Source organism: Photobacterium sanguinicancri, from assembly GCF_002265265.1.
Taxonomy (GTDB): domain Bacteria; phylum Pseudomonadota; class Gammaproteobacteria; order Enterobacterales; family Vibrionaceae; genus Photobacterium; species Photobacterium sanguinicancri.
The window spans coordinates 82,960-101,729 of record NZ_NOIF01000002.1 but is presented as its reverse complement, the minus strand read 5'-3'; the positions used below and the strand labels follow the sequence as shown (position 1 = coordinate 101,729).

Sequence of the window (18,770 nt, the reverse complement as noted above, 5' to 3'; positions counted from 1 at the left end):
GTGTTGTTCTGTTGTGCAGTAAATATAACGGAAAATGTAAGTTGAAACAGGCTTAAAACGTCGATGCAGGGAAACAGTGAGTTGATTGCTTTATTCAGAATATAAGCGAAATTATTTGAGTTTGTTAGAGGGGGAACTCACACCATGACACTATTGAAATGATGTGAATAGGCAAATAATTAGCGTCGCTTTCTTAATATAAACATCTGGTAGCCAAATTGGCCAAGGTAATTGGTGTAGATGTTATTTTCTTTACTAATATCTTCAAGCGCGACAGAATCAGGCATTTCATCTCTAAGTGCTTCCACACGAGCCTTGAGCGGTTCATAGTAGTTTTGCCATGCTTTTTTACTGAGTGTGAAGTGCTCGATGACGTCAAAACCTGCGGTATTGATTTGTGCTAATCGTGTCGCTATTGGCTGCATATCTGGGTATTCTTTCTGCCAGAAATTGATCGCTTCTTCATTAGGTGTATCGGTTAACCAGACTAAGTCACTGAGCATCATGAACCCATCATCGATAAGCAGTGGTTTCCATTGAGAAAGAGCATTGGTCGTACCCATAATATACGCGCTCCCCTCAGCCCAAATTAAGTCAAAGCTTGCAGGAGCAAAGGGAAGCTCTGTCATGCTGGCTGAAACTGTGGTTAGTCGAGATACTAAGTCCATTGCCTTGAAACGCTCTGAAAGCTTCTCTAACGCAGAATCTTCATTATCAACAACAGTAATTGATGCATCTGTATTATTTGCCAATACGGTGGTGGCTAGCCCTTTGCCACAACCGATTTCAAGAATGTTTTTAGGCTGATCAGGTAATATAGATAACGCTTGAAGCGTTTCACTGTCGTTGCCTGGCCCCCAGCGTTCAAGTGTTTCAAAGACCTTCATAAAGTCGGCCATGTAAGTGTCGTGTTCGTTCATGTCTTTTGATAACCATTTCAATCGCAAAGCTTCTTTTTCAGTAAAACCTTGCTTAATTAACCAGTCTAAGTGTGCATCAGGCGCGACTTTATCGATGTTCTCATGCCATGCTTTTAGGTCACCTTCACCCAGTAATGCGGCGAGTAATTGACGAGACTGCTGCTTTCGCGCAATCTCTCTATCCAATTCTTGTAAGCGATTTTTAAGCAGCTGACGATCCACTTTTGCTTCTAAGCACGCTTTACATTCTTTGAGTGTTAACCCACCAGATTGCAGTTGCTGAATAAGGCGGATCCGCTGTAAATCTTTATCGCTGTACACGCGATAACCGTTGTCGAGGCGATGCCCCTTAATGAGTTGTTGTTTCTCATAATAGAGTAGAGCAGTGCGTGACAAGCCCACTTGTTCTGCGAGTTCTGAAATTCGATACACTGTTTGTCTCCACACGATTGTTTGAATCAAGGCACTGTAAACTGTAAAGCTATAGACAGGTCAATACTAATAGTCGAACTAATTTATTGATGGTGAGGTGAAAAGCATAGAAGATCGTGAATTGGGTGGGAGATAGAGCCACATCATCACGGAAGCGTAATGATGTGAACGATATTTGTTAGGCTTTTACGTTGCTAGTTTTTAGCAAAAAAATCAACTTTTGTCATACCGTAATGCAGGCGATCAACAAAGCCGTTTTCAACTTTGTAGTAATCTTTTTGGCAGCCTTCGCGGTTGAAACCGCATTTCTCTAACGTTTTGTACGAGCCTACATTACTGGCATAACAGTCAGCTGTTACTTTGTGAGCGTTAAGCTCGTTAAATGCAAGTGCTGTTAAGTATTGTGCGGCTTGAGTGGCAATGCCTTGTCCCCAAGCATGCTCTGCTAGCTGGTAACCAACTTCAAAATTGCCTTCTAAGAACATCACCGACGGCAGTCCTGCCATGCCCATGTATGTGCCTTTCGTGTTACGAATAACGACGGTGAGTTGTTCTGGCCATTCACCTGCAGCTATTGCACTTTCGGTGTTTTCTATAATTGGACCAAAGAAACCTTCATAAACTTCAACGGGCGCAGGGGCAAAAAATAGGTATTCGTTTACCGCTGGATTCCCAAGCATATCGATAATGTCAGGTAAGTCGCTTTGGGTAATTAATGACATATTCAGCGTTGACGTTAACGCAACAGGCTGACCTTTTTTAAGAGATAGAGTAGACAATGTTGTAAACCTTATAATTGGAATTATACCAAGCTCATCGATTATCAAATCATTCTTGCTTTTCCTGCGCAATGTCTGACTAGCTAATCCATGGAATGGATATTACAAGGTGATGATAGTGAAGAGTGCGTAAGACTGATTGAATATTTCCGACACTTTTATGAGATGTAATACCAATCTAGCAAAGTAACTGTTCGTCTTTGCTGGTTAAAACCACTTACTTATCCCGATTGGTATAACGATCGTACGAGAAAGGCTTTTCTTGGTGAGTAGGATCTTTGGGTAGCGATGTTTTGAGTGGCGATGAATTAAAAGTAGGGTGTGTAGGTCGGCATTAGAAAGGAAGCAAGAAACAAAAATCCCCCGCGAGTGACAGGGGATTCATCTGAGCAAGCTATAACGTTGAAGAACAGATTTTAGTCTTGAGTTAAACCAATAAGTGCTTCTTGTGTTGAAGATAGCTGTTGTGTGCTCGACTGATCTAAACCAAGTTCTTTGTGCGCTTCATCTGCAGTCATGCCCAGATGGCAGCGAAGGATATCAATTGCAACTTGGTAATTCTCTTGGTCTGCCATTTTTCCTCCTTGATAGATATGACATTCGTTCTATATGTTATCGACAATAGCTAACTAGCATGATCTATGCAATACGACTAAGGTCTTATACTAATAAAAAAACACTTTGTTCAGCATTTAATCAGCCAGAGTAGTTAATTTGTAACTTAGTCTTAATAGCTATTGTTGTATAGAAAACTCTTTCTATACAATAGACTAGCGATCATCGGTTAGATGCGAAATGTATATTAGCTAACGAAAAGTAACAATTTGCTACTTTCACTTGTAATCACTTTGATCGACCATACTATATAGATAACTCGTTAAATGCTTTTTACGTATACACCGATACAGTGTGTCTACAGATGTAATGGCATATTAGCAATAAAGCTGTTGAAGCTTCTTTTTATTGGAGATAACTAAAAATATGAAGCGTATTGCATTGTTTTTGGCAACCAACCTTGCCGTTATGTTGGTATTCAGTGTCGTCTTGAACATTGTTTATGCTGTCACAGGTATGCAGCCGGGCAGTCTTTCTGGCTTGCTTGTTATGGCGGCACTATTTGGTTTTGGTGGCTCGCTGTTCTCTCTATTCATGTCGAAGAAGATGGCGTTGCGTTCAGTGGGCGGTGCAGTAATTGAACACCCTCGCAATGAAACTGAACATTGGCTAATTGAAACCGTTTCTCGCCAAGCACAAAAAGCGGGCATCGGTATGCCAACGGTAGCGATTTACGACTCTGCTGACATCAATGCTTTTGCGACAGGTGCAAAGCGCGATGATTCATTGGTTGCGGTATCAACAGGTTTGATGCACAGCATGACACGTGATGAAGCTGAAGCTGTACTAGCGCACGAAATCAGCCACATTGCGAATGGCGATATGGTGACGATGACCTTGATGCAAGGTGTAGTGAATACCTTTGTTATTTTCGTCTCTCGTTTAGTTGCTGGTGCTATCAGTGGCGTAAACAGTAACGATGAAGAGGGCGAGGGTGGTAGCTACATGACTTACTTTATCGTCTCTTCTATCATGGAAGTATTGTTCGGCTTCTTGGCGAGCATCTTGACCATGTGGTACAGCCGTCACCGTGAATTTAAAGCGGATGCAGGTTCGGCTCACCTAGTAGGTAAACAAAAGATGATTGCCGCGCTAGAGCGTTTAAAAATGAGCCAAGAGCCACAGCTTGAAGGCTCTATGATGGCGTTTGGTATTAACGGTAAGAAGTCACTGTCTGAGCTATTCATGACACACCCACCGTTAGAAAAACGTATCGACGCACTACGCCGTGGTGAGCACCTTTAATCGGTAATTGATTAAGAGTTAGCTCTCGGAATATTGAAGCTACGCAGCTAGTAATAGAAGCGCGTAACACGTACAAATCGAATGCCAGTCAGTTTTGCTGATTGGCATTTTTTGTTGCTGAAGATTTGATAATCTGACTTCCTGACTTCCTGACTTCCTGACTTCCTGACTTCGAAGGGATAATTAAATCTATCGTAGTTATGATAGGTAACGCTTAATGGGATACTAAGCCAGCTAAGTAATTTATCGTTTTTGCTGGTTAAAACACGCCCCTGACAATCGGGTTATAAATTTTGTAAGTCGAATAACGAACTACAAAATCTACGCTTTATTCTATGTGTCTTTTTCTACGTAACATCGATTAAGCAGAAAACTGCACACTGACTTATCTGAGTTGATATTGATGAGGGAGCCACAATATCGATATAAAAAAAGAGCAAAGCCATTATAGCTTTGCTCTTCTATTTCAACCGTGGATAGCGTTGAGGGTAACTCGCTTAGTTTGTAACAGGTTCACTCGCCATCGCAGGTTGTACTTTGCGCATTGCAAAAATACAGAAACCTAAGAACCAGATACCACTGACGGCCAGACCTGCCCACGCAGAATGAGTGTACCCAATTGCTAAGTAGCCTAGTAGTGCGCCAAATGCGACAGAGCAGGCGTATGGAAGCTGAGTCAGCACATGATCCATATGGTGGCAGCCTGCACCTGTTGCAGACAGAATACTGGTACTTGAGATTGGCGAACTGTGATCCCCAAATACCGCACCTGCTAGTACAGCAGACAGCATAGGTAGTAGCATCGCAATGTCACTTGCTGCTGCAATATCACCTGCGAGTGGCAGCATGATACCGAACGTACCCCAACTTGTACCTGTCGCAAACGCCATTGCACAAGATAAAACGAATACCAGCGCCGGTAACAATTCGATAGGTAAATTACCATTAGCCATAGACGCTAAGTAAATACCTGTTTGCATGTCGCGAACAACAGCACCAATAGTCCAAGCGAAGAATAAAATAACAATGGCAGGCATCATCGCAGAGATACCTTGAGGTGCAGCTTTAAGCCACGTACTTGCGCTCATTTTCAAGCGTAGTGCCAAACCAACTGAAACCACTAAACTACAAATCGCACCGTAAACCAGTGATGAACCAACATTGGTATTTTCAAATGAACCAATAACGCTAAATGCGCGGCCATTTGCGGCAAGTACTTCAGCGCCAGATTGCACCATAAAGAAAACAGTCGCAGCGGTTAGTGTGAAGATAGGCAATACCATATCAATCATGCCGCCTTTAGCATCTTCAGGTACTTCTACGTCTAGGCCTGCAGGTTTACCTTGTGATTCGTCCCAAAGCTGACCTTCTAGTGCTCTTGCTTCGTGCTTACGCATTGGGCCAATGTCTAACTGGAAGAAAATAACGCATATCACCATAACAAGGGTGAACACGGCGTATAAGTTCATTGGCATCATTTCTACAAACGCAGCGATAGGGCTTTGGTCTGTTACGTTATGTGCAACCATAATGCCACCGACAAGTGCGATGATATAAGCACCCCAAGATGAAATAGGCATCAAAACACAAACAGGAGCGGCAGTAGAGTCGAGTAGGTAAGCAAGTTTAGCGCGGGAGATTTTGAAGCGGTCTGTCACTGGGCGGCAAATAGCACCAACGGAAAGGCTATGGAAGAAATCATCAATAAAGAAAACAAACACCATTAAACCCGTTAGCGACTTAGCACTGCGGCGGTCTTTACAGCGAACCGAAGCCCAATCGGCAAAAGCTTGCGTCGCACCAGAAACACTCATTAAGCTAATCAGCGCACCAAGCAATAACATGAAAATAATCATATTTACATTGTCGCCGTTTAGCGTGCCGTCACTCCATACGATGGCTAAGACTTTGCCGACTAAATAGTGAAGGGTGTCTAGCGGCGAATAATGGTTAAGCATTAATGCACCAGCTGCGATACCTGTGCCGAGAGATAGCAAAACACGACGCGTGGAAACAGCAAGGATGACCGCTATCATAGCGGGCAGTACGGACCAAAGAGAGTCCGAAAAATCAAAAAGGTTCATGATCTCAGTTCACCTACAACATATAAGGTGGAGATCTACCGAAAGGACGAGTAACTAAGAAGCATAATAACGATCACTTGTTACCCCTTCTGGCAGCGCTCCATAGTAAAAACCTATGGCAGTTCTGTACCTATTCGGCACAGACCCAGCGACTGAGGTTGATAGTCACAGTCACTTCGGCGCTGGCTCCTTTCTCCGGCATCAAAGGAATCACCCTCCACTCGGATACTTTTAGGCAGCGCGCCTCTACTTTAGGGTTGGCAAACTCCATTATACCAATGAAATGCCTAGTGTTGGTATTATATGTGGTTGAATATTTTAGTCATCAAATAATCCGCTTTATTCACAGTTAAATGCAATTTTTTTGATTGTGATGATAAACATATCAAATAGATGATTGAGGATTGTTCGTTTTGTGAATGTCTCAGGTACTTTTTAGCAACAAAGTGTGCGCAGAGTTGTTGTTAGGCGGAAGTGATAAAATGGAGGGTGAACGTAGGGAAATATTGGCTGAATAAATTATTATGCAGCCAAGTGCTTACTGTTGTGCTATCTGAAAGCTTTATTACTACAGATTAACTGTACGCCGCCTTCAAGCGAGTAACTGGTTTGCAGTTGATTGGAAGGTGAAGTAATGCCGCAATGAAAGCCAGCACTACAGTCGACCACCAAATAGGTTCATACGAACCGTAGTAATCGTAAATTCGACCACCGACCCAAGCACCTAAGAAGCTACCCACTTGGTGTGTAAAGAAAACTAAACCGTATAAGGTTGATAAGTAGCGCGCGCCGAAGATCTGACGAACTAAGCCAGAGGTTAACGGCACTGTACCTAACCAACAAAAACCAATCGCACCACCAAATATAGCTGCGGTGTGCTCAGTCACAGGTAAAGTAACAAAGGCTGCAATAACCACAGTACGAACAAGGTACAGCGAAGTCATGACATAACGTTTGTCAAACTTATCGCCCATTACGCCCCAAAAATACGACCCGAAGATATTAAAAATACCTACATAGGCCAATGCCATAGCGGCAATATTGCCGGGTAAGCCTTTATCGGCCAAATAGCTAGGTAAGTGGGTGGCAATAAACATCACATGAAAACCACATACGAAGAAACCCGCATGAATTAGCCAATAGCCCTTGTGGTTGAAGGCTTCAGACAAGGCTTGTTTCAGTGTTTGTGGATCTTCAACAACGCCTTTACTGTTAGCACTTTCTGTTTTCATAAAGCTTGCGAATGCGATCATTAAGCAGCAAGCCAAAGCAAAAATTTGTAATGCGGTTTGCCAGTCAAAATGTGTCAGTAGCGATTGTGCACCAGGGATAACCGCAAACATACCAAACGAACCCGCAGAGGTGGTTAGGCCAAATGCTTTTGCTGTGTGTTCAGCAGGTACTACGCGTGCAATAGCCCCAAGTACGATCACATAGCTGGTTGCGCTTAAACCAAGGCCGATCAACATGCCAATAGTGACATAGAGCATGCTTGGCTCAGTCGCGATTGACGTTAGGTACAGTCCTGCACCATAGGCAACAGCCCCAAGCATAATAATGCGTCGTGGTCCCCAGCGATCCGATGCCATGCCAATAAAAGGTTGGAACATGCCAAATAACAGGTTTTGTAGGGCAATCGCAAAGCTGAAGAACTCACGGCCAGTTTGAAATGTATCTGAGATTGGCATCATGAAGATACCAAAAGATTGCCTAATCCCAAGGCTAAAAATTAATGTCCCTATTCCCATCCATACTAAAAGTGGAAAACGAAAAATACTCATTAATGGTGCTCTGTATGTGAATCCGAATTTGATTGATGACAACCAGCATGGACAGCATGCTGCGCGAGTGCATCTAACAAAGGCTGACAATGATGAACGCCAATAAGGGTAATGATGAGCAGTAAAACCATACGGCTTAACTGCGCAAAAAGTGATTGTGAAAACATCAGTGCCTCATACGCGAAATTGCGAGGCGCGGATATTAAAGAAACCTAGTTAATGAAACAAATGAATAAAAATCAGGAAGGTTATGCATAAATTGCATGAAATATGAGAGGTTAACTTCCGTGTAAAATAAAGATGGTTTCTTCAACGTTTACCTGTCTAATTGTTGAAAAATCGGACTGTTGAGTCAAGCGGTTTGAAGCCGCAACGATGCAAAATATCGGTATCTTCAGTATGAACCGGATGAAGAGGTATGTCGCTGGAGGATGTGTTTTGAAAGTTTATTCACAAGAAGGTTTTTTCTGACATCTAAGCTGGTTATAGGTATTTTGGCAATCAGAATTAACATTCAGGAGTATAAAGTGTGATGATCTTTGTGATAAATCACTCGGTTCATCGTGAAACTAATCGTTTTTTTGCAAAATCATCATACAATGCGCGTTATTCCTCATTGCTCCATTTTTGTTTAAGATAAATCATTAAATGACCCTCGAAAGACGTGCTGAGTTCTTACTCCTCTTTACAACATTTTGCGCTTCCGCTGGCTGGATCTTTTCGAAAGAAGTGATTCAAGGTTTGCCACCATTTGGCTTTATGGGGTTACGTTTTTTTACTGCCTCACTGATCCTACTTCCTTTTTGTTTCAAGCATTTTAAAACGGTTGCACTTGGCGATGTCCTGCGCTCTATGTCGGTAGGTTGTTTGCTCGGTGGTGCATTATTGTGCTGGATTTATGCAATTTCAATCAGCGATACCTTAGGGGAAGGGGCTTTTATTATGAGCCTGTCGGTATTGCTTGCACCGTTAGTGGCGTGGGTACTCTTTAAGCACAAGCCTGTCCGTGAGTTTTGGTTGTCGTTACCGTTTGCCATTGTCGGTTTAATGCTGTTATCACTTTCACAAGGCTGGCAAGGATCTATAAGCCAATTGTGGTTCTTACTTGCTGCCTTCTTTTTGGCATTGCATTTTAACTTTAATAGTCGCTTTGCTCAGCGTATGCCTGTAATGCTACTAACATGCATTCAATTGTTCGTGACAGGTCTGCTAGGACTAATTCTATCGTTATTTGTTGAAACTTGGCCAACGACGATCCCACCGACGATTTGGGGGTGGTTTGCATTAAGCGTGTTGTTTGCTACCAGCTTACGTTACCTAACTCAAACCATGGGTCAACAACGGGTCACGGCAGCCAATGCTGCGATCATCATGATCTTGGAGCCGATTTGGACGGTGCTATTGAGCATTTTATGGTACAAAGAAGCGATGCCTGCCGCTAAGGTAATAGGCTGTACAATGATCCTGTTTTCTTTGCTGCTGTACCGTGGTTTATCTAACCCTAAAATTCGAGCATTTCTTAAACGCTCTGATCTTCATTCGTCCTAGTGTTGGCTAGTCGCATGGCTGCTTAGTGTGATAGTTTTTTTTGCTTTGCAGTGTATTAGCGTTCACGCTGATAAGGCGTCGCTTGCATGGATTTGACCTCGGGCAAGCGACGGTCATTGGGATCATCCGTGCGATTTTTCAGCAATTTATATTCATTCTCTATCGAATGCAGGACTTGCTTAAACGGTTGGTTGCCAACGGTTAAGCTGGTTTGGAAGGGCTGTGAGTAAATTAAAATAGCGTACATTACCATGCCCGTTGCAGCACCATATGCAGATAGATAAAACATGCTGATCTTGGTTTGTTTAAAATAGCTCATAGGGATCAGTGCTAAGAAAAATAACCCAATAACCATGACCCAAAATAAAGGCGGTAGATCATCGTCGTAGTCAAACAAACGTTGCATGCGTAGCCGTTCTATCTCATCTAGCAGGCTGTCTATTTCTGTGGTTGTTTCAACAATGTCAGGGTTACGAGGAATAGCATCAAGCAAACGTCGTAAATCATACAGAGCATGATCAGCGGTAAGGTTACTTGCTAATGGATCTTTAGCTACCCAATCTTCTTCAATCACGGCATAGACATAGTTTGCGAGTGTCGCGATGCTAGAGAGGGCATGTTCACTGGGGAGTTCTTCCCCCAAATCTTCCAAGACCAAAGAGATCACCATTGCCTCTTGATCAATTGATTCGCGTAATTCGTTGTATTCAGAAAAAACAGAATTGAATGCCAGCGCAAGAATGAATGCCTGAATGGCGCCTAGACGTGTGGATAGCGTTGAGCAAAGTTGGGCATTTTCATCGGTACGGGCGGGATGAACAGCATAGTGGATAATGGTGGTGAATAGCACTGCAATTAGTGCGGAAATACTGATAACGGTGGCTAAGCCAACGAAAGTAGGAAGCGATTCTATCACCACATCAATTCCTTATGTGCACAAGGTGATTACAGTATAGCTGGCGACACTTTGTCTGCGTGTCTTGGATGATAGACACGGCTGGAATATGGCAGGAAAAAGGCTTAATCAGTGGTAAAAAAATAAGCCAAGAAGTCCTTTTCTTGGCTTATTTTATCGTTAATCTATTTTAGGTTGAGATCAGATCTTAAGCTGGTATTAACGACTATCGTTAATGAGCCAATATCAGCGGATCGCTAATATTGAAGCCATAAATGATGACTAAGCCGATAATACCCGTCATAACAAGGTAGTAGAAAGTTGGGATAATCGTTTTACGCAATGTTGCGCCTTCACGGCCTAGCAAGCCAACCGTAGCTGATGCGGCAACCACATTGTGAATCGCAATCATATTACCCGCCGCTGCACCTACTGCTTGCAAGGCAACAACAGCCGCACTTGAGATACTTAACGTTTGTGCCACTTCAAATTGGAATTGGCTGAACATCATGTTAGATACGGTATTAGAACCTGCGATGAATGCGCCTAATGCGCCTATGGTCGCGCTAAGGGCAGGGAAGAACTCACCGACTAAGCCAGATGCAAAGTTCGCAGTGGTTACTGGCATGCTGGCTAAATCAGCACCATTGACGCCAGAGTTAATGAAAATACGTACCATAGGGATAGTAAAAATCAGTACAAAACCAGCGCCAATCAGGGTTTTACTTGATTCGCCAAAAGCTTTAAATAATGGGCTGACTTGGCGTGATTGCAGCAATACCGCAAGCAGCGCAACAAACACTAGAATCCCACCCGGTAAGTATAGCGGCTGGATTGCAGCACTGATCCCAGACTCACCTAAGATATTACTCAACGAGAAGCTGACATCGGTCAACATACCTTTGAAGTCTTTACTTACGCGACTAGCAACCAATATTACAGCTAACAGTACATAAGGTGCCCATGCCAGCGCCAGGCTCATCGGCTTACCCGTTGTCTCTTTGATTTCAATTTTGAGAGAACCTAACCACTCTGCTGGCCATTTGTCTTCACTTTCAAAATCCCACTTTGACTTAGGTACTAAAAAGCCTTTTTTCGCCGCAGTTACCACAATGGCCAATCCCACTAAGCCACCAATCAAAGATGGGAACTCTGGGCCAAGTAATGCACCTGTTAATGCGTAAGGAATAGTAAAAGCTAAACCTGCAAAAATAGCGAATGGTAGAATATCTAGCCCTTCAGTCCAGCTTCTGTTTTTACCAAAAAAGCGCGTTAGCATCATCGCCATAAGCACAGGTATTAATGTGCCAACACAGGCGTGGATTAATGCAACGTTCGTGGTGATTTGCTGTAAGTACACATCCCACGTTGAGCCATTAGCCACTAATGTTTCTGTGATGTTATGAGTATCTAGCCCTTTATTGACACCTACGATGATAGGTGTTCCGACAGCACCAAAAGAAACGGGGGTTGATTGGATCATCATGCCCATTAGTACGGCAGCAAGGGCTGGGAAACCAATGGCAACCAATAGCGGTGCCGCAATGGCTGCTGGAGTACCAAAGCCTGATGCGCCTTCAATGAAGGATCCAAAACACCATGCAATGATAATGGCTTGAACACGGCGGTCGGTAGAGATATCGGTAAAACCATTACGAATAGTTGTGATAGCGCCGGTGTGCTTTAAAGTGTTTAACAAGAAGATGGCACCGAACACTATCCACAACACCGCAATGGTGATCATTAAGCCTTGGATACTGGATGCCAATACACGGTTGGCAGACATATCCCAACCGAATAAGGCAATAATAACCGTTAGACCAAAGGCGACAGGCATAGCATGTTTTGCTGGCCAGTTAAGGCCAACCAGTAAGATAGCGGCGAGCACTATCGGCGAAAAGGCGAGTAAAGCGAGTAGGGTATCAGTCATTAGAGTACATCCTTCGTACAGCCGTTTTGTTTTAACGTTAGAGTAATATTATTGTTGTGTTTGTGTGGATTATGTAAATCAAATGTGACGGTACTCCTTTCATTTTTCTTAATATAGGGGAATAATGAAAAAGATTATTTCCAAAAGTTGATAAATCATGGTTAAAACAGATGACTTGATCCTGTTTGCACAGGTTGTGGAGCTCGGCTCTTTTAGTCGAGTAGCAGAGCAAAACAGCCTTACAAACTCAGTTGTTAGCAAGCGGATAGCGCGATTAGAGGAAAGCCTTGGAGTACAACTTTTGTACCGAAGTACACGAAAGTTAACGGTGAGTGAGGCTGGAAAATTACTTTATCAAGGTGCTAAAAATGTGAAGCAGGCAGCGGTAGAGGCAATAGATACTGTGGCAGGGTTTGGTGAAAAAGTGACTGGACATGTGAAAATGTCAGTGCCTACTATCTCGGGAGACCTACTTTTAGCAGATGCAGTTGCGGATTTTTGCGTGCAAAATCCGGGGATGACAGTGGATATGTCGCTTGATAATAAGTTTGTGGATTTGATTGATGATGGTTTTGACTTAGTGATCAGAACCGGTCACCTCGAAGACTCCAACCTAATTGCACGCCATATTCTAGATTCGCAATGGGTAATATGCGCGGCACCTGCCTATATTAGCCGAAACGGAAAACCGCAGCATCCCGAGGATTTAGTGAACCATAATTGCTTACAGTATGCTTACCAAACAACAGGTGCAGCGGAGTGGTTGTTTAAAAGAGATAGCGGTAATTATATCGTGCGGATCAGTGGTAACTTCTCAACCAATAACGCGGGAGCATTACGTAAAGCAGCCTTAGGCGGTCACGGTATTGCTTATGTACCAAGGTGTTTGGTGTATCACGATTTGATGAAAGGGGATTTAATGGATTTATTCCCTAAGCAAGTTGGTAAGCGGCTAGGCATTTATGCAGTTTACCCGTTCACTCGCCAACCACCGCAAAAAATCAGGTTACTAATAGAGCATATTCGTGCGCGTTATCTCGTTATTGGCCACTATTTTTAATGCATCATTAGTGGCTCGCTTTCATGCTATGAGTCGCGAGCTTACCGTATTATTTTTCTTCGGCGAATAAGGTATCAGTAAAGGGGATTTGTTTGGTCTCGCTATAGCGATCATCAAAACAGGCACGCTCGGCAGAATCACAATAAACCTTGTTACTAAATGAAAAGCGGCTACTGTCGAAGTTGTCGCTTCCGCCAACCTCTTCTATCATTTTTAGCATCTTATTCTGTGCATCGTCACCTAAGTAAGATTGGGTAAAAGCCATTGAAATACCAAATCCATCGACACAGAACCCTGCTTTTTCATCACAAATAATGCCTTGCTCAGGGGAAAATATCCCAGCAGCTAATGTTGTTACTGTCGTTGGCTTCTCTAGTTCAGGTGCTGGTGGGCTGGTTGCAAAGGTAAGGTGCGTAAAGTAAGCCGCGCCAAAAACGAAGGAATATCGGACTAAGTGCTTGATAAACTGCATTGCATTGCCTTATTTGTGAAGAGCATGTCCATTTAGCTTATCGTAAATCGGGTAGAATGCTGTCTCTAATATGCGTTGATGTTGTCTTGTTTAGCTATATTGCATTCTTACATTTCAACGATTTATTTAGCGACTTCATAACGTCTGTTTTATGCTAACAATTAATAAAGCAAGATATAGCAGCAAATATTAAGAGGAAGGTCTATGAGCTGGTATTTACACGTTTTAAAGAATTATGCTGTTTTCAAAGGAAGAGCTCGTCGAAAAGAGTATTGGTATTTCTTCTTAGTTAACCTTGTGATTGCATTATGTTTAGCTGTGGTAGATAACCTACTTCATACACCAGGATCTGCTGATGGAGCGGGTATTTTGGGCTCTATCTATTCTTTTGCTGTGATGATCCCAACAATCGCTGTTGGCGTAAGACGTTTGCATGATACAGGTCGGGTTGGCTGGTGGATGTTTATTGTGATTATTCCTGTTATTGGTGCACTTGTATTGCTGTACTTTTTCGTTAAAGACAGCGAGGCGCAGTCTAACGAGTATGGTCCAAATCCTAAGCAGATTGAAGATGCCCAATTTAGTGGTTAGACGACATTAGCGACTGTAATGCGACAAAAAAGGCAGACTCAAGGTCTGCCTTTTGTTGTTGTGCGCCGAGCATGGTGTCAACCTAGGAGGTGAAAGTCCTCTACGTGCCTTGTCGAGCAGGAAGCGTTAGCCTATGCAAGGGTGTCCATCGTGAGGTGGAATCTGAAGGAAGCAAATGGCAAAACATAGCTGGAACCGCCGTATGCGACCCACGCTTGTACGGTGGTGTGAGAGGACGGAGGCCGTGAGGCCTCCTCCTACTCGATTGTTATCTAGATTGTAACTTACGAATCAATCTTACGCCGTTAGGCCTAGGATGGTCAGTGGTAGAATACCAAACACTAAACTAATGTAACCAAATACAGCTGCTTTGCTCTTGGTTGCTAGGTCACCTAGGTAGAATGCGCCTTTCAGCGGTAATTCACGTAGGAATGGCACACCAAAGATAAGTACAGTTGCTAGTATGTTGAAAACTAAGTGTACTAATGCAATTTGTAGTGCGAATACTGCGTTATCACCAGAGATAGCGGTTGCCGCTAGTAACGCAGTGATACATGTACCAATGTTTGCACCCAAAGTGAAAGGGTAAACTTCACGTACTTTTAGTACACCAGTACCTACTAGTGGCACCATCAAACTTGTTGTCGTAGAAGACGACTGAACAAGGATAGTAACAACAGTACCTGATGCGATGCCATGTAGCGGACCACGACCAATTGCGCTCTTTAGGATGTCTTTTGCACGGCCAACCATAAGGCTACGCATAAGTTTACCCATTGCCGTAATCGCAATAAAGATAAGCGCAATACCGATAACGATAAGTGCAACACCACCCATGTTACCAAATGTGCTTAGTGGGCCTTTTACAAGGTCAACAGCAGGCTGAGTCAGCGGTTTCATGAAGTTTAATCCCTTCATGCTCATGTCGCCTGCATCCAGCAATGGTGATACTAACCACGTTGAAATTTTGTCTAGTATGCCGAACATCATTTCTAACGGTAGGAAGATAGAAACAGCCAATAGGTTAAAGAAGTCATGTACGGTTGCACTTGCAAAGGCACGACGGAATTCTTCTTTACAACGCGCATGGCCTAAACTTACCAAGGTGTTGGTTAACGTTGTACCAATATTGGCACCCATAACCATAGGAATCGCGGTTTCTACAGGTAAACCACCTGCCACTAGACCTACAATGATTGATGTCACCGTGCTTGAAGATTGGATAAGTGCCGTTGCTACTAAGCCAATCATTAAGCCTGCTACAGGGTGAGAGGCAAATTCAAATAAAGTTTTTGCTTGCTCACCAACAGACCATTTAAAGCCGCTGCTGACCATAGATACAGCAACAAGCAGAATGTACAGCATGAACGCTAGGTTAGCCCAGCGGACCCAACGCATAGAGCTGTTTTGTGGCGCAGCAGTAGTGGCTTGGGTATTCATAATCATTTCTCCATGACAATAGGATGTCGTTTGGGTGTCATTTTGTTGAAATCTGCCGCGATGGTAGAGGGCTAATATTTCAGAAATATGACACTTTTAATTACAAGGCACTTTTGTGCTTATTTTATGAGAGATGAGAAAATTCAGCTTTTAGTCAGAAGTGGTGGTATTAATATATAACGTCATGATTAAAGTCGTTTTTTGAGAATGTTTAGTGGTGTTAGGATTTAGGTTTTTATCCTGAATGAATTATTAATATCAGTAATAAAAAACAGGAAAACTCGGATTTGTAGTGGAGGAATATGACAGTTGCGGATTATCTGAAAATTTATTCTGCGGATATTACTTGGTTATGGCTCTAATTATTCGGTATTTACGATGTATTAGCTCTAAACAAACGATTTCTCAGAAAGCGGTATTGCCGATTACACTAACGAAACACAATGTATTTTGTGAAAATTGTTTTTGTTCACAAGGAGTGACGGTCAATGACCGATGCTATTCGTAAATTTTTAAAATTAGAGTCTGCTGGCGGTATTATCCTTATTATCGCAGCAGCTATCGCAATGGTTATTGCGAACTCACCATTACAATCAGTTTACTCAGGTACGCTTCATTCCTATGTTGCTGGCCTATCTGTAGAGCATTGGATCAATGATGGCTTAATGGCTATCTTCTTTATGCTTATCGGATTGGAAGTAAAGCGCGAACTTATTGAAGGTGCGCTGAATACGAAAGAAAAAGCGATTTTCCCTGCACTTGCAGCTGTTGGCGGTATGATTGCACCAGCGTTAGTGTATGTACTATTTAACTACTCAGATCCTGTCGCGATTACAGGTTGGGCGATCCCTGCTGCAACTGATATTGCATTTGCATTGGGTATTATGGCGTTACTGGGTAAACGTGTACCCGTTAGCTTAAAAGTGTTCCTGTTAGCGCTGGCGATTATTGATGACCTTGGTGTTATCGTGATTATCGCTTTGTTCTACAGCAGCGACTTGTCTACTTGGGCATTGGCTGTGGCATTTGCTTCAACAGCGGCACTATTTATCATGAACGCTAAAAATGTCACGAAAATCTCACTCTACTTAATTGTGGGTGCGATATTGTGGTTCAGCGTCTTGAAATCAGGTGTACACGCAACACTTGCTGGTGTGGTGTTAGGCTTTGCGATTCCATTAAGTGGTAAAGATGGTCGTTCAGACAAGCACTCACCGCTTAAACACCTAGAGCATGTACTACATCCATACGTTGCTTTCTTGATTCTTCCTCTGTTTGCTTTTGCAAATGCAGGTATTTCTTTGGACGGTGTATCAGTAGAAGGTATGACAGGCATGTTACCTGTTGGTATCGCTCTGGGTCTGTTCATTGGTAAACCACTGGGGATCTTTACTGCAAGTTATGTCGCAGTAAAAAGCGGTGTAGCAATACTACCTGACGGCATTAACTTCAAGCATATTTTTGCAGTGTCGGTGCTATGTGGTATTGGTTTCACCATGTCGATCTTTATTTCTTCATTGGCTTTTGCTGGTGCGCCAGCAGACTTCAATACTTATTCTCGTTTAGGTATTTTAGTTGGGTCAACGGTAGCGGCAATCGTGGGCTACATGATGCTAAACCGCGTGCTACCTAAATCGGAGGCGTAATATGAAACGTTATCTTCTCACTGCGATGGTGTTCGCGTCGTCAGCTGCTGTAGCTGTACCTGATTATACGAATTGCACCACGGATAGCGAAACGGAACTTTGTCAGGCTTATTTAGCTGGTGTTAGCCACGGTAAGGCTGCTACGACCACTGTGATGACGGAACAGGATGACTCATTCCGTTCTCGCGCACTGGAGCAGCGAGTTGGAGAGCGTTATCGTAAAACCCTTGTCGATGAAAAGAAGTCTGTCAATGCAACGAATTGAGTAGTTAAGACTCAGATTCGCTAAAAACTACTTTCATTGCTTGAAAAATAACAGATTAAGTTGAAGACCCTAGAGGTGCCGCGTAAGCTGCACGTCTGGGGTTTTTTATTATGGCAATGAAATAACGGATGTCTCATCTTAATTATAACCACTTGTATTACTTCTGGATGGTGTGCAAGCAAGGCTCAGTGACTAAGGCTGCTGATGCGCTTTTTCTCGCACCACAGACGGTGACAGGACAAATTCGTGCGTTAGAAGAACGAATGAAAGGGAAGCTGACAAAGCGTGTTGGGCGGAATATTGAACCAACCGAGCTAGGACAGTTGGTTTTTAAGTATGCCGATAAAATGTTTGATCTTAGCTACGAAATGCTGGATATCGTTAACTATACACAGCGTGAAAATCAGTTGCTGGAAGTTGGCGTAGCCGATGCGTTGTCTAAGCGCTTAGTCAGTAAGGTGTTGTTGGAAGGTATTCCGGAAGATGAGCGTATCCACTTGCGCTGCTATGAGTCCACTCATGAAATGTTGTTAGAGCAACTGTCGCTGCATAAATTGGACATGATTTTGTCTGACTGCCCGGTTGATTCAACGCAAAGCCCAGGCCTTTACAGTAAGAAACTGGGTGAATCGAGCATGAGTTTTTTCTGCTCTAAGCCAGAAAAAACGCTACATTTCCCAGCCTGTATTGAAGATTATAAATTACTGATCCCTGGTCGCCGTACTGCGATGGGACGCAAATTACATCAATGGTTTGATCAGCAAGGGATCACGCCAAATATTCTTGGTGAATTTGATGATGCAGCATTGATGAAGGCGTTTGGTGCCTACCATCAGTCGATGTTTGTTGCACCGTCAATTTATGCGGAAGAAATAGAAGAAGCAAACAACATTCGTGAAGTAAAACGGGTGAAAGAAATCAAAGAAGAGTATTACGTCATTTTTGCTGAACGTATGATTATGCATCCTGCGGTGAAAAAGATATGTGAAGCAAACTTTGGTAAGTTGTTTAAATAGCGCTAATTACTACGACTTTTTCATGGATCTTTGCCGTTAACTCACTTAATA

The 18,770-nt window shown here is 43.0% G+C and carries 17 protein-coding genes and 1 riboswitch; of the genes, 7 read left to right on the top strand and 10 right to left on the bottom strand.

Features of this window, described 5'->3' with window-relative positions:
- Positions 1 to 179: 179 nt before the first annotated feature.
- The 3 genes from ASV53_RS00865 to ASV53_RS25365 form a co-directional block, all read right to left on the bottom strand.
- Complete coding sequence (locus ASV53_RS00865; protein ID WP_094955746.1) at positions 180 to 1,352, bottom strand: MerR family transcriptional regulator; 1,173 nt, start codon at positions 1,350 to 1,352, stop codon at positions 180 to 182.
- A 194-nt stretch (positions 1,353 to 1,546) separates the two neighbouring features.
- Entirely contained in the window at positions 1,547 to 2,131 is a 585-nt protein-coding gene (locus ASV53_RS00860; RefSeq protein ID WP_189337801.1) for a GNAT family N-acetyltransferase, read from the bottom strand.
- Positions 2,132 to 2,547: 416 nt separating this feature from the next.
- On the bottom strand, positions 2,548 to 2,706 hold the full coding sequence (locus ASV53_RS25365; protein WP_189337800.1) for a hypothetical protein: 159 nt from the start codon (positions 2,704 to 2,706) through the stop codon (positions 2,548 to 2,550).
- A 406-nt stretch (positions 2,707 to 3,112) separates the two neighbouring features.
- Here ASV53_RS25365 and htpX point away from each other — a divergent pair, with 406 nt between their 5' ends.
- A complete protein-coding gene (htpX, locus tag ASV53_RS00855) occupies positions 3,113 to 3,991 on the top strand; it encodes a protease HtpX (protein ID WP_062688843.1) in 879 nt (292 codons plus the stop codon).
- 497 nt (positions 3,992 to 4,488) lie between these two features.
- Here the strand turns inward: htpX and ASV53_RS00850 are convergent, their stop codons facing one another.
- From ASV53_RS00850 to ASV53_RS25360, 3 genes are all read right to left on the bottom strand, one after another.
- Positions 4,489 to 6,075: a Na+/H+ antiporter NhaC family protein gene (locus ASV53_RS00850; protein ID WP_062690374.1), complete on the bottom strand. Its 1,587-nt coding sequence runs from the start codon at positions 6,073 to 6,075 to the stop codon at positions 4,489 to 4,491.
- 85 nt (positions 6,076 to 6,160) lie between these two features.
- Positions 6,161 to 6,332: riboswitch (Lysine riboswitch) on the bottom strand.
- A 318-nt stretch (positions 6,333 to 6,650) separates the two neighbouring features.
- Positions 6,651 to 7,856: an MFS transporter gene (locus ASV53_RS00845; RefSeq protein WP_094955745.1), complete on the bottom strand. Its 1,206-nt coding sequence runs from the start codon at positions 7,854 to 7,856 to the stop codon at positions 6,651 to 6,653.
- The gene (locus tag ASV53_RS25360; protein WP_164488547.1) at positions 7,856 to 8,023 is read right to left on the bottom strand and encodes a hypothetical protein; all 168 of its coding nucleotides are present in this window, start codon (positions 8,021 to 8,023) and stop codon (positions 7,856 to 7,858) included. Before ASV53_RS25360 ends, ASV53_RS00845 begins: the two co-directional genes overlap by 1 nt.
- A 481-nt stretch (positions 8,024 to 8,504) precedes the next feature.
- Here ASV53_RS25360 and ASV53_RS00840 point away from each other — a divergent pair, with 481 nt between their 5' ends.
- Complete coding sequence (locus ASV53_RS00840) at positions 8,505 to 9,404, top strand: DMT family transporter (protein WP_094955744.1); 900 nt, start codon at positions 8,505 to 8,507, stop codon at positions 9,402 to 9,404.
- 55 nt (positions 9,405 to 9,459) lie between these two features.
- Here ASV53_RS00840 and ASV53_RS00835 read toward each other — a convergent pair whose 3' ends face one another.
- On the bottom strand, positions 9,460 to 10,323 hold the full coding sequence (locus tag ASV53_RS00835; RefSeq protein WP_189337799.1) for a bestrophin-like domain: 864 nt from the start codon (positions 10,321 to 10,323) through the stop codon (positions 9,460 to 9,462).
- Positions 10,324 to 10,531: 208 nt separating this feature from the next.
- On the bottom strand, positions 10,532 to 12,229 hold the full coding sequence (locus tag ASV53_RS00830; RefSeq protein WP_094955742.1) for an L-lactate permease: 1,698 nt from the start codon (positions 12,227 to 12,229) through the stop codon (positions 10,532 to 10,534).
- 157 nt (positions 12,230 to 12,386) lie between these two features.
- Between ASV53_RS00830 and ASV53_RS00825 the strand changes: the two genes are divergently transcribed.
- The gene (locus ASV53_RS00825) at positions 12,387 to 13,289 is read left to right on the top strand and encodes a LysR family transcriptional regulator (protein WP_094955741.1); all 903 of its coding nucleotides are present in this window, start codon (positions 12,387 to 12,389) and stop codon (positions 13,287 to 13,289) included.
- A 49-nt stretch (positions 13,290 to 13,338) separates the two neighbouring features.
- Here ASV53_RS00825 and ASV53_RS00820 read toward each other — a convergent pair whose 3' ends face one another.
- Positions 13,339 to 13,761, bottom strand: a complete 423-nt coding sequence (locus ASV53_RS00820; RefSeq protein ID WP_083540912.1) for a YcgJ family protein — start codon at positions 13,759 to 13,761, stop codon at positions 13,339 to 13,341.
- Between the two features lie 204 nt (positions 13,762 to 13,965).
- Between ASV53_RS00820 and ASV53_RS00815 the strand changes: the two genes are divergently transcribed.
- Complete coding sequence (locus ASV53_RS00815) at positions 13,966 to 14,352, top strand: DUF805 domain-containing protein (RefSeq protein ID WP_094955740.1); 387 nt, start codon at positions 13,966 to 13,968, stop codon at positions 14,350 to 14,352.
- Positions 14,353 to 14,649: 297 nt separating this feature from the next.
- Here ASV53_RS00815 and ASV53_RS00810 read toward each other — a convergent pair whose 3' ends face one another.
- Positions 14,650 to 15,792 (bottom strand): Na/Pi symporter, encoded by a 1,143-nt coding sequence (locus tag ASV53_RS00810; RefSeq protein WP_094955739.1) that lies wholly within the window; start codon positions 15,790 to 15,792, stop codon positions 14,650 to 14,652.
- 488 nt (positions 15,793 to 16,280) lie between these two features.
- On the opposite strand from ASV53_RS00810, the gene nhaA reads away from it, so the two are divergent.
- The 3 genes from nhaA (at position 16,281) to nhaR (ending at position 18,719) form a co-directional block, all read left to right on the top strand.
- Positions 16,281 to 17,438 carry a Na+/H+ antiporter NhaA gene (nhaA, locus tag ASV53_RS00805; RefSeq protein WP_094955738.1) on the top strand — a complete coding sequence of 386 codons (1,158 nt, stop codon included), beginning with the start codon at positions 16,281 to 16,283 and terminating at the stop codon, positions 17,436 to 17,438.
- 1 nt (position 17,439) lies between these two features.
- Positions 17,440 to 17,703, top strand: a complete 264-nt coding sequence (locus ASV53_RS00800; RefSeq protein WP_062691276.1) for a hypothetical protein — start codon at positions 17,440 to 17,442, stop codon at positions 17,701 to 17,703.
- Between the two features lie 128 nt (positions 17,704 to 17,831).
- A complete protein-coding gene (gene nhaR, locus ASV53_RS00795) occupies positions 17,832 to 18,719 on the top strand; it encodes a transcriptional activator NhaR (RefSeq protein ID WP_062691277.1) in 888 nt (295 codons plus the stop codon).
- Positions 18,720 to 18,770 lie beyond the last annotated feature (51 nt).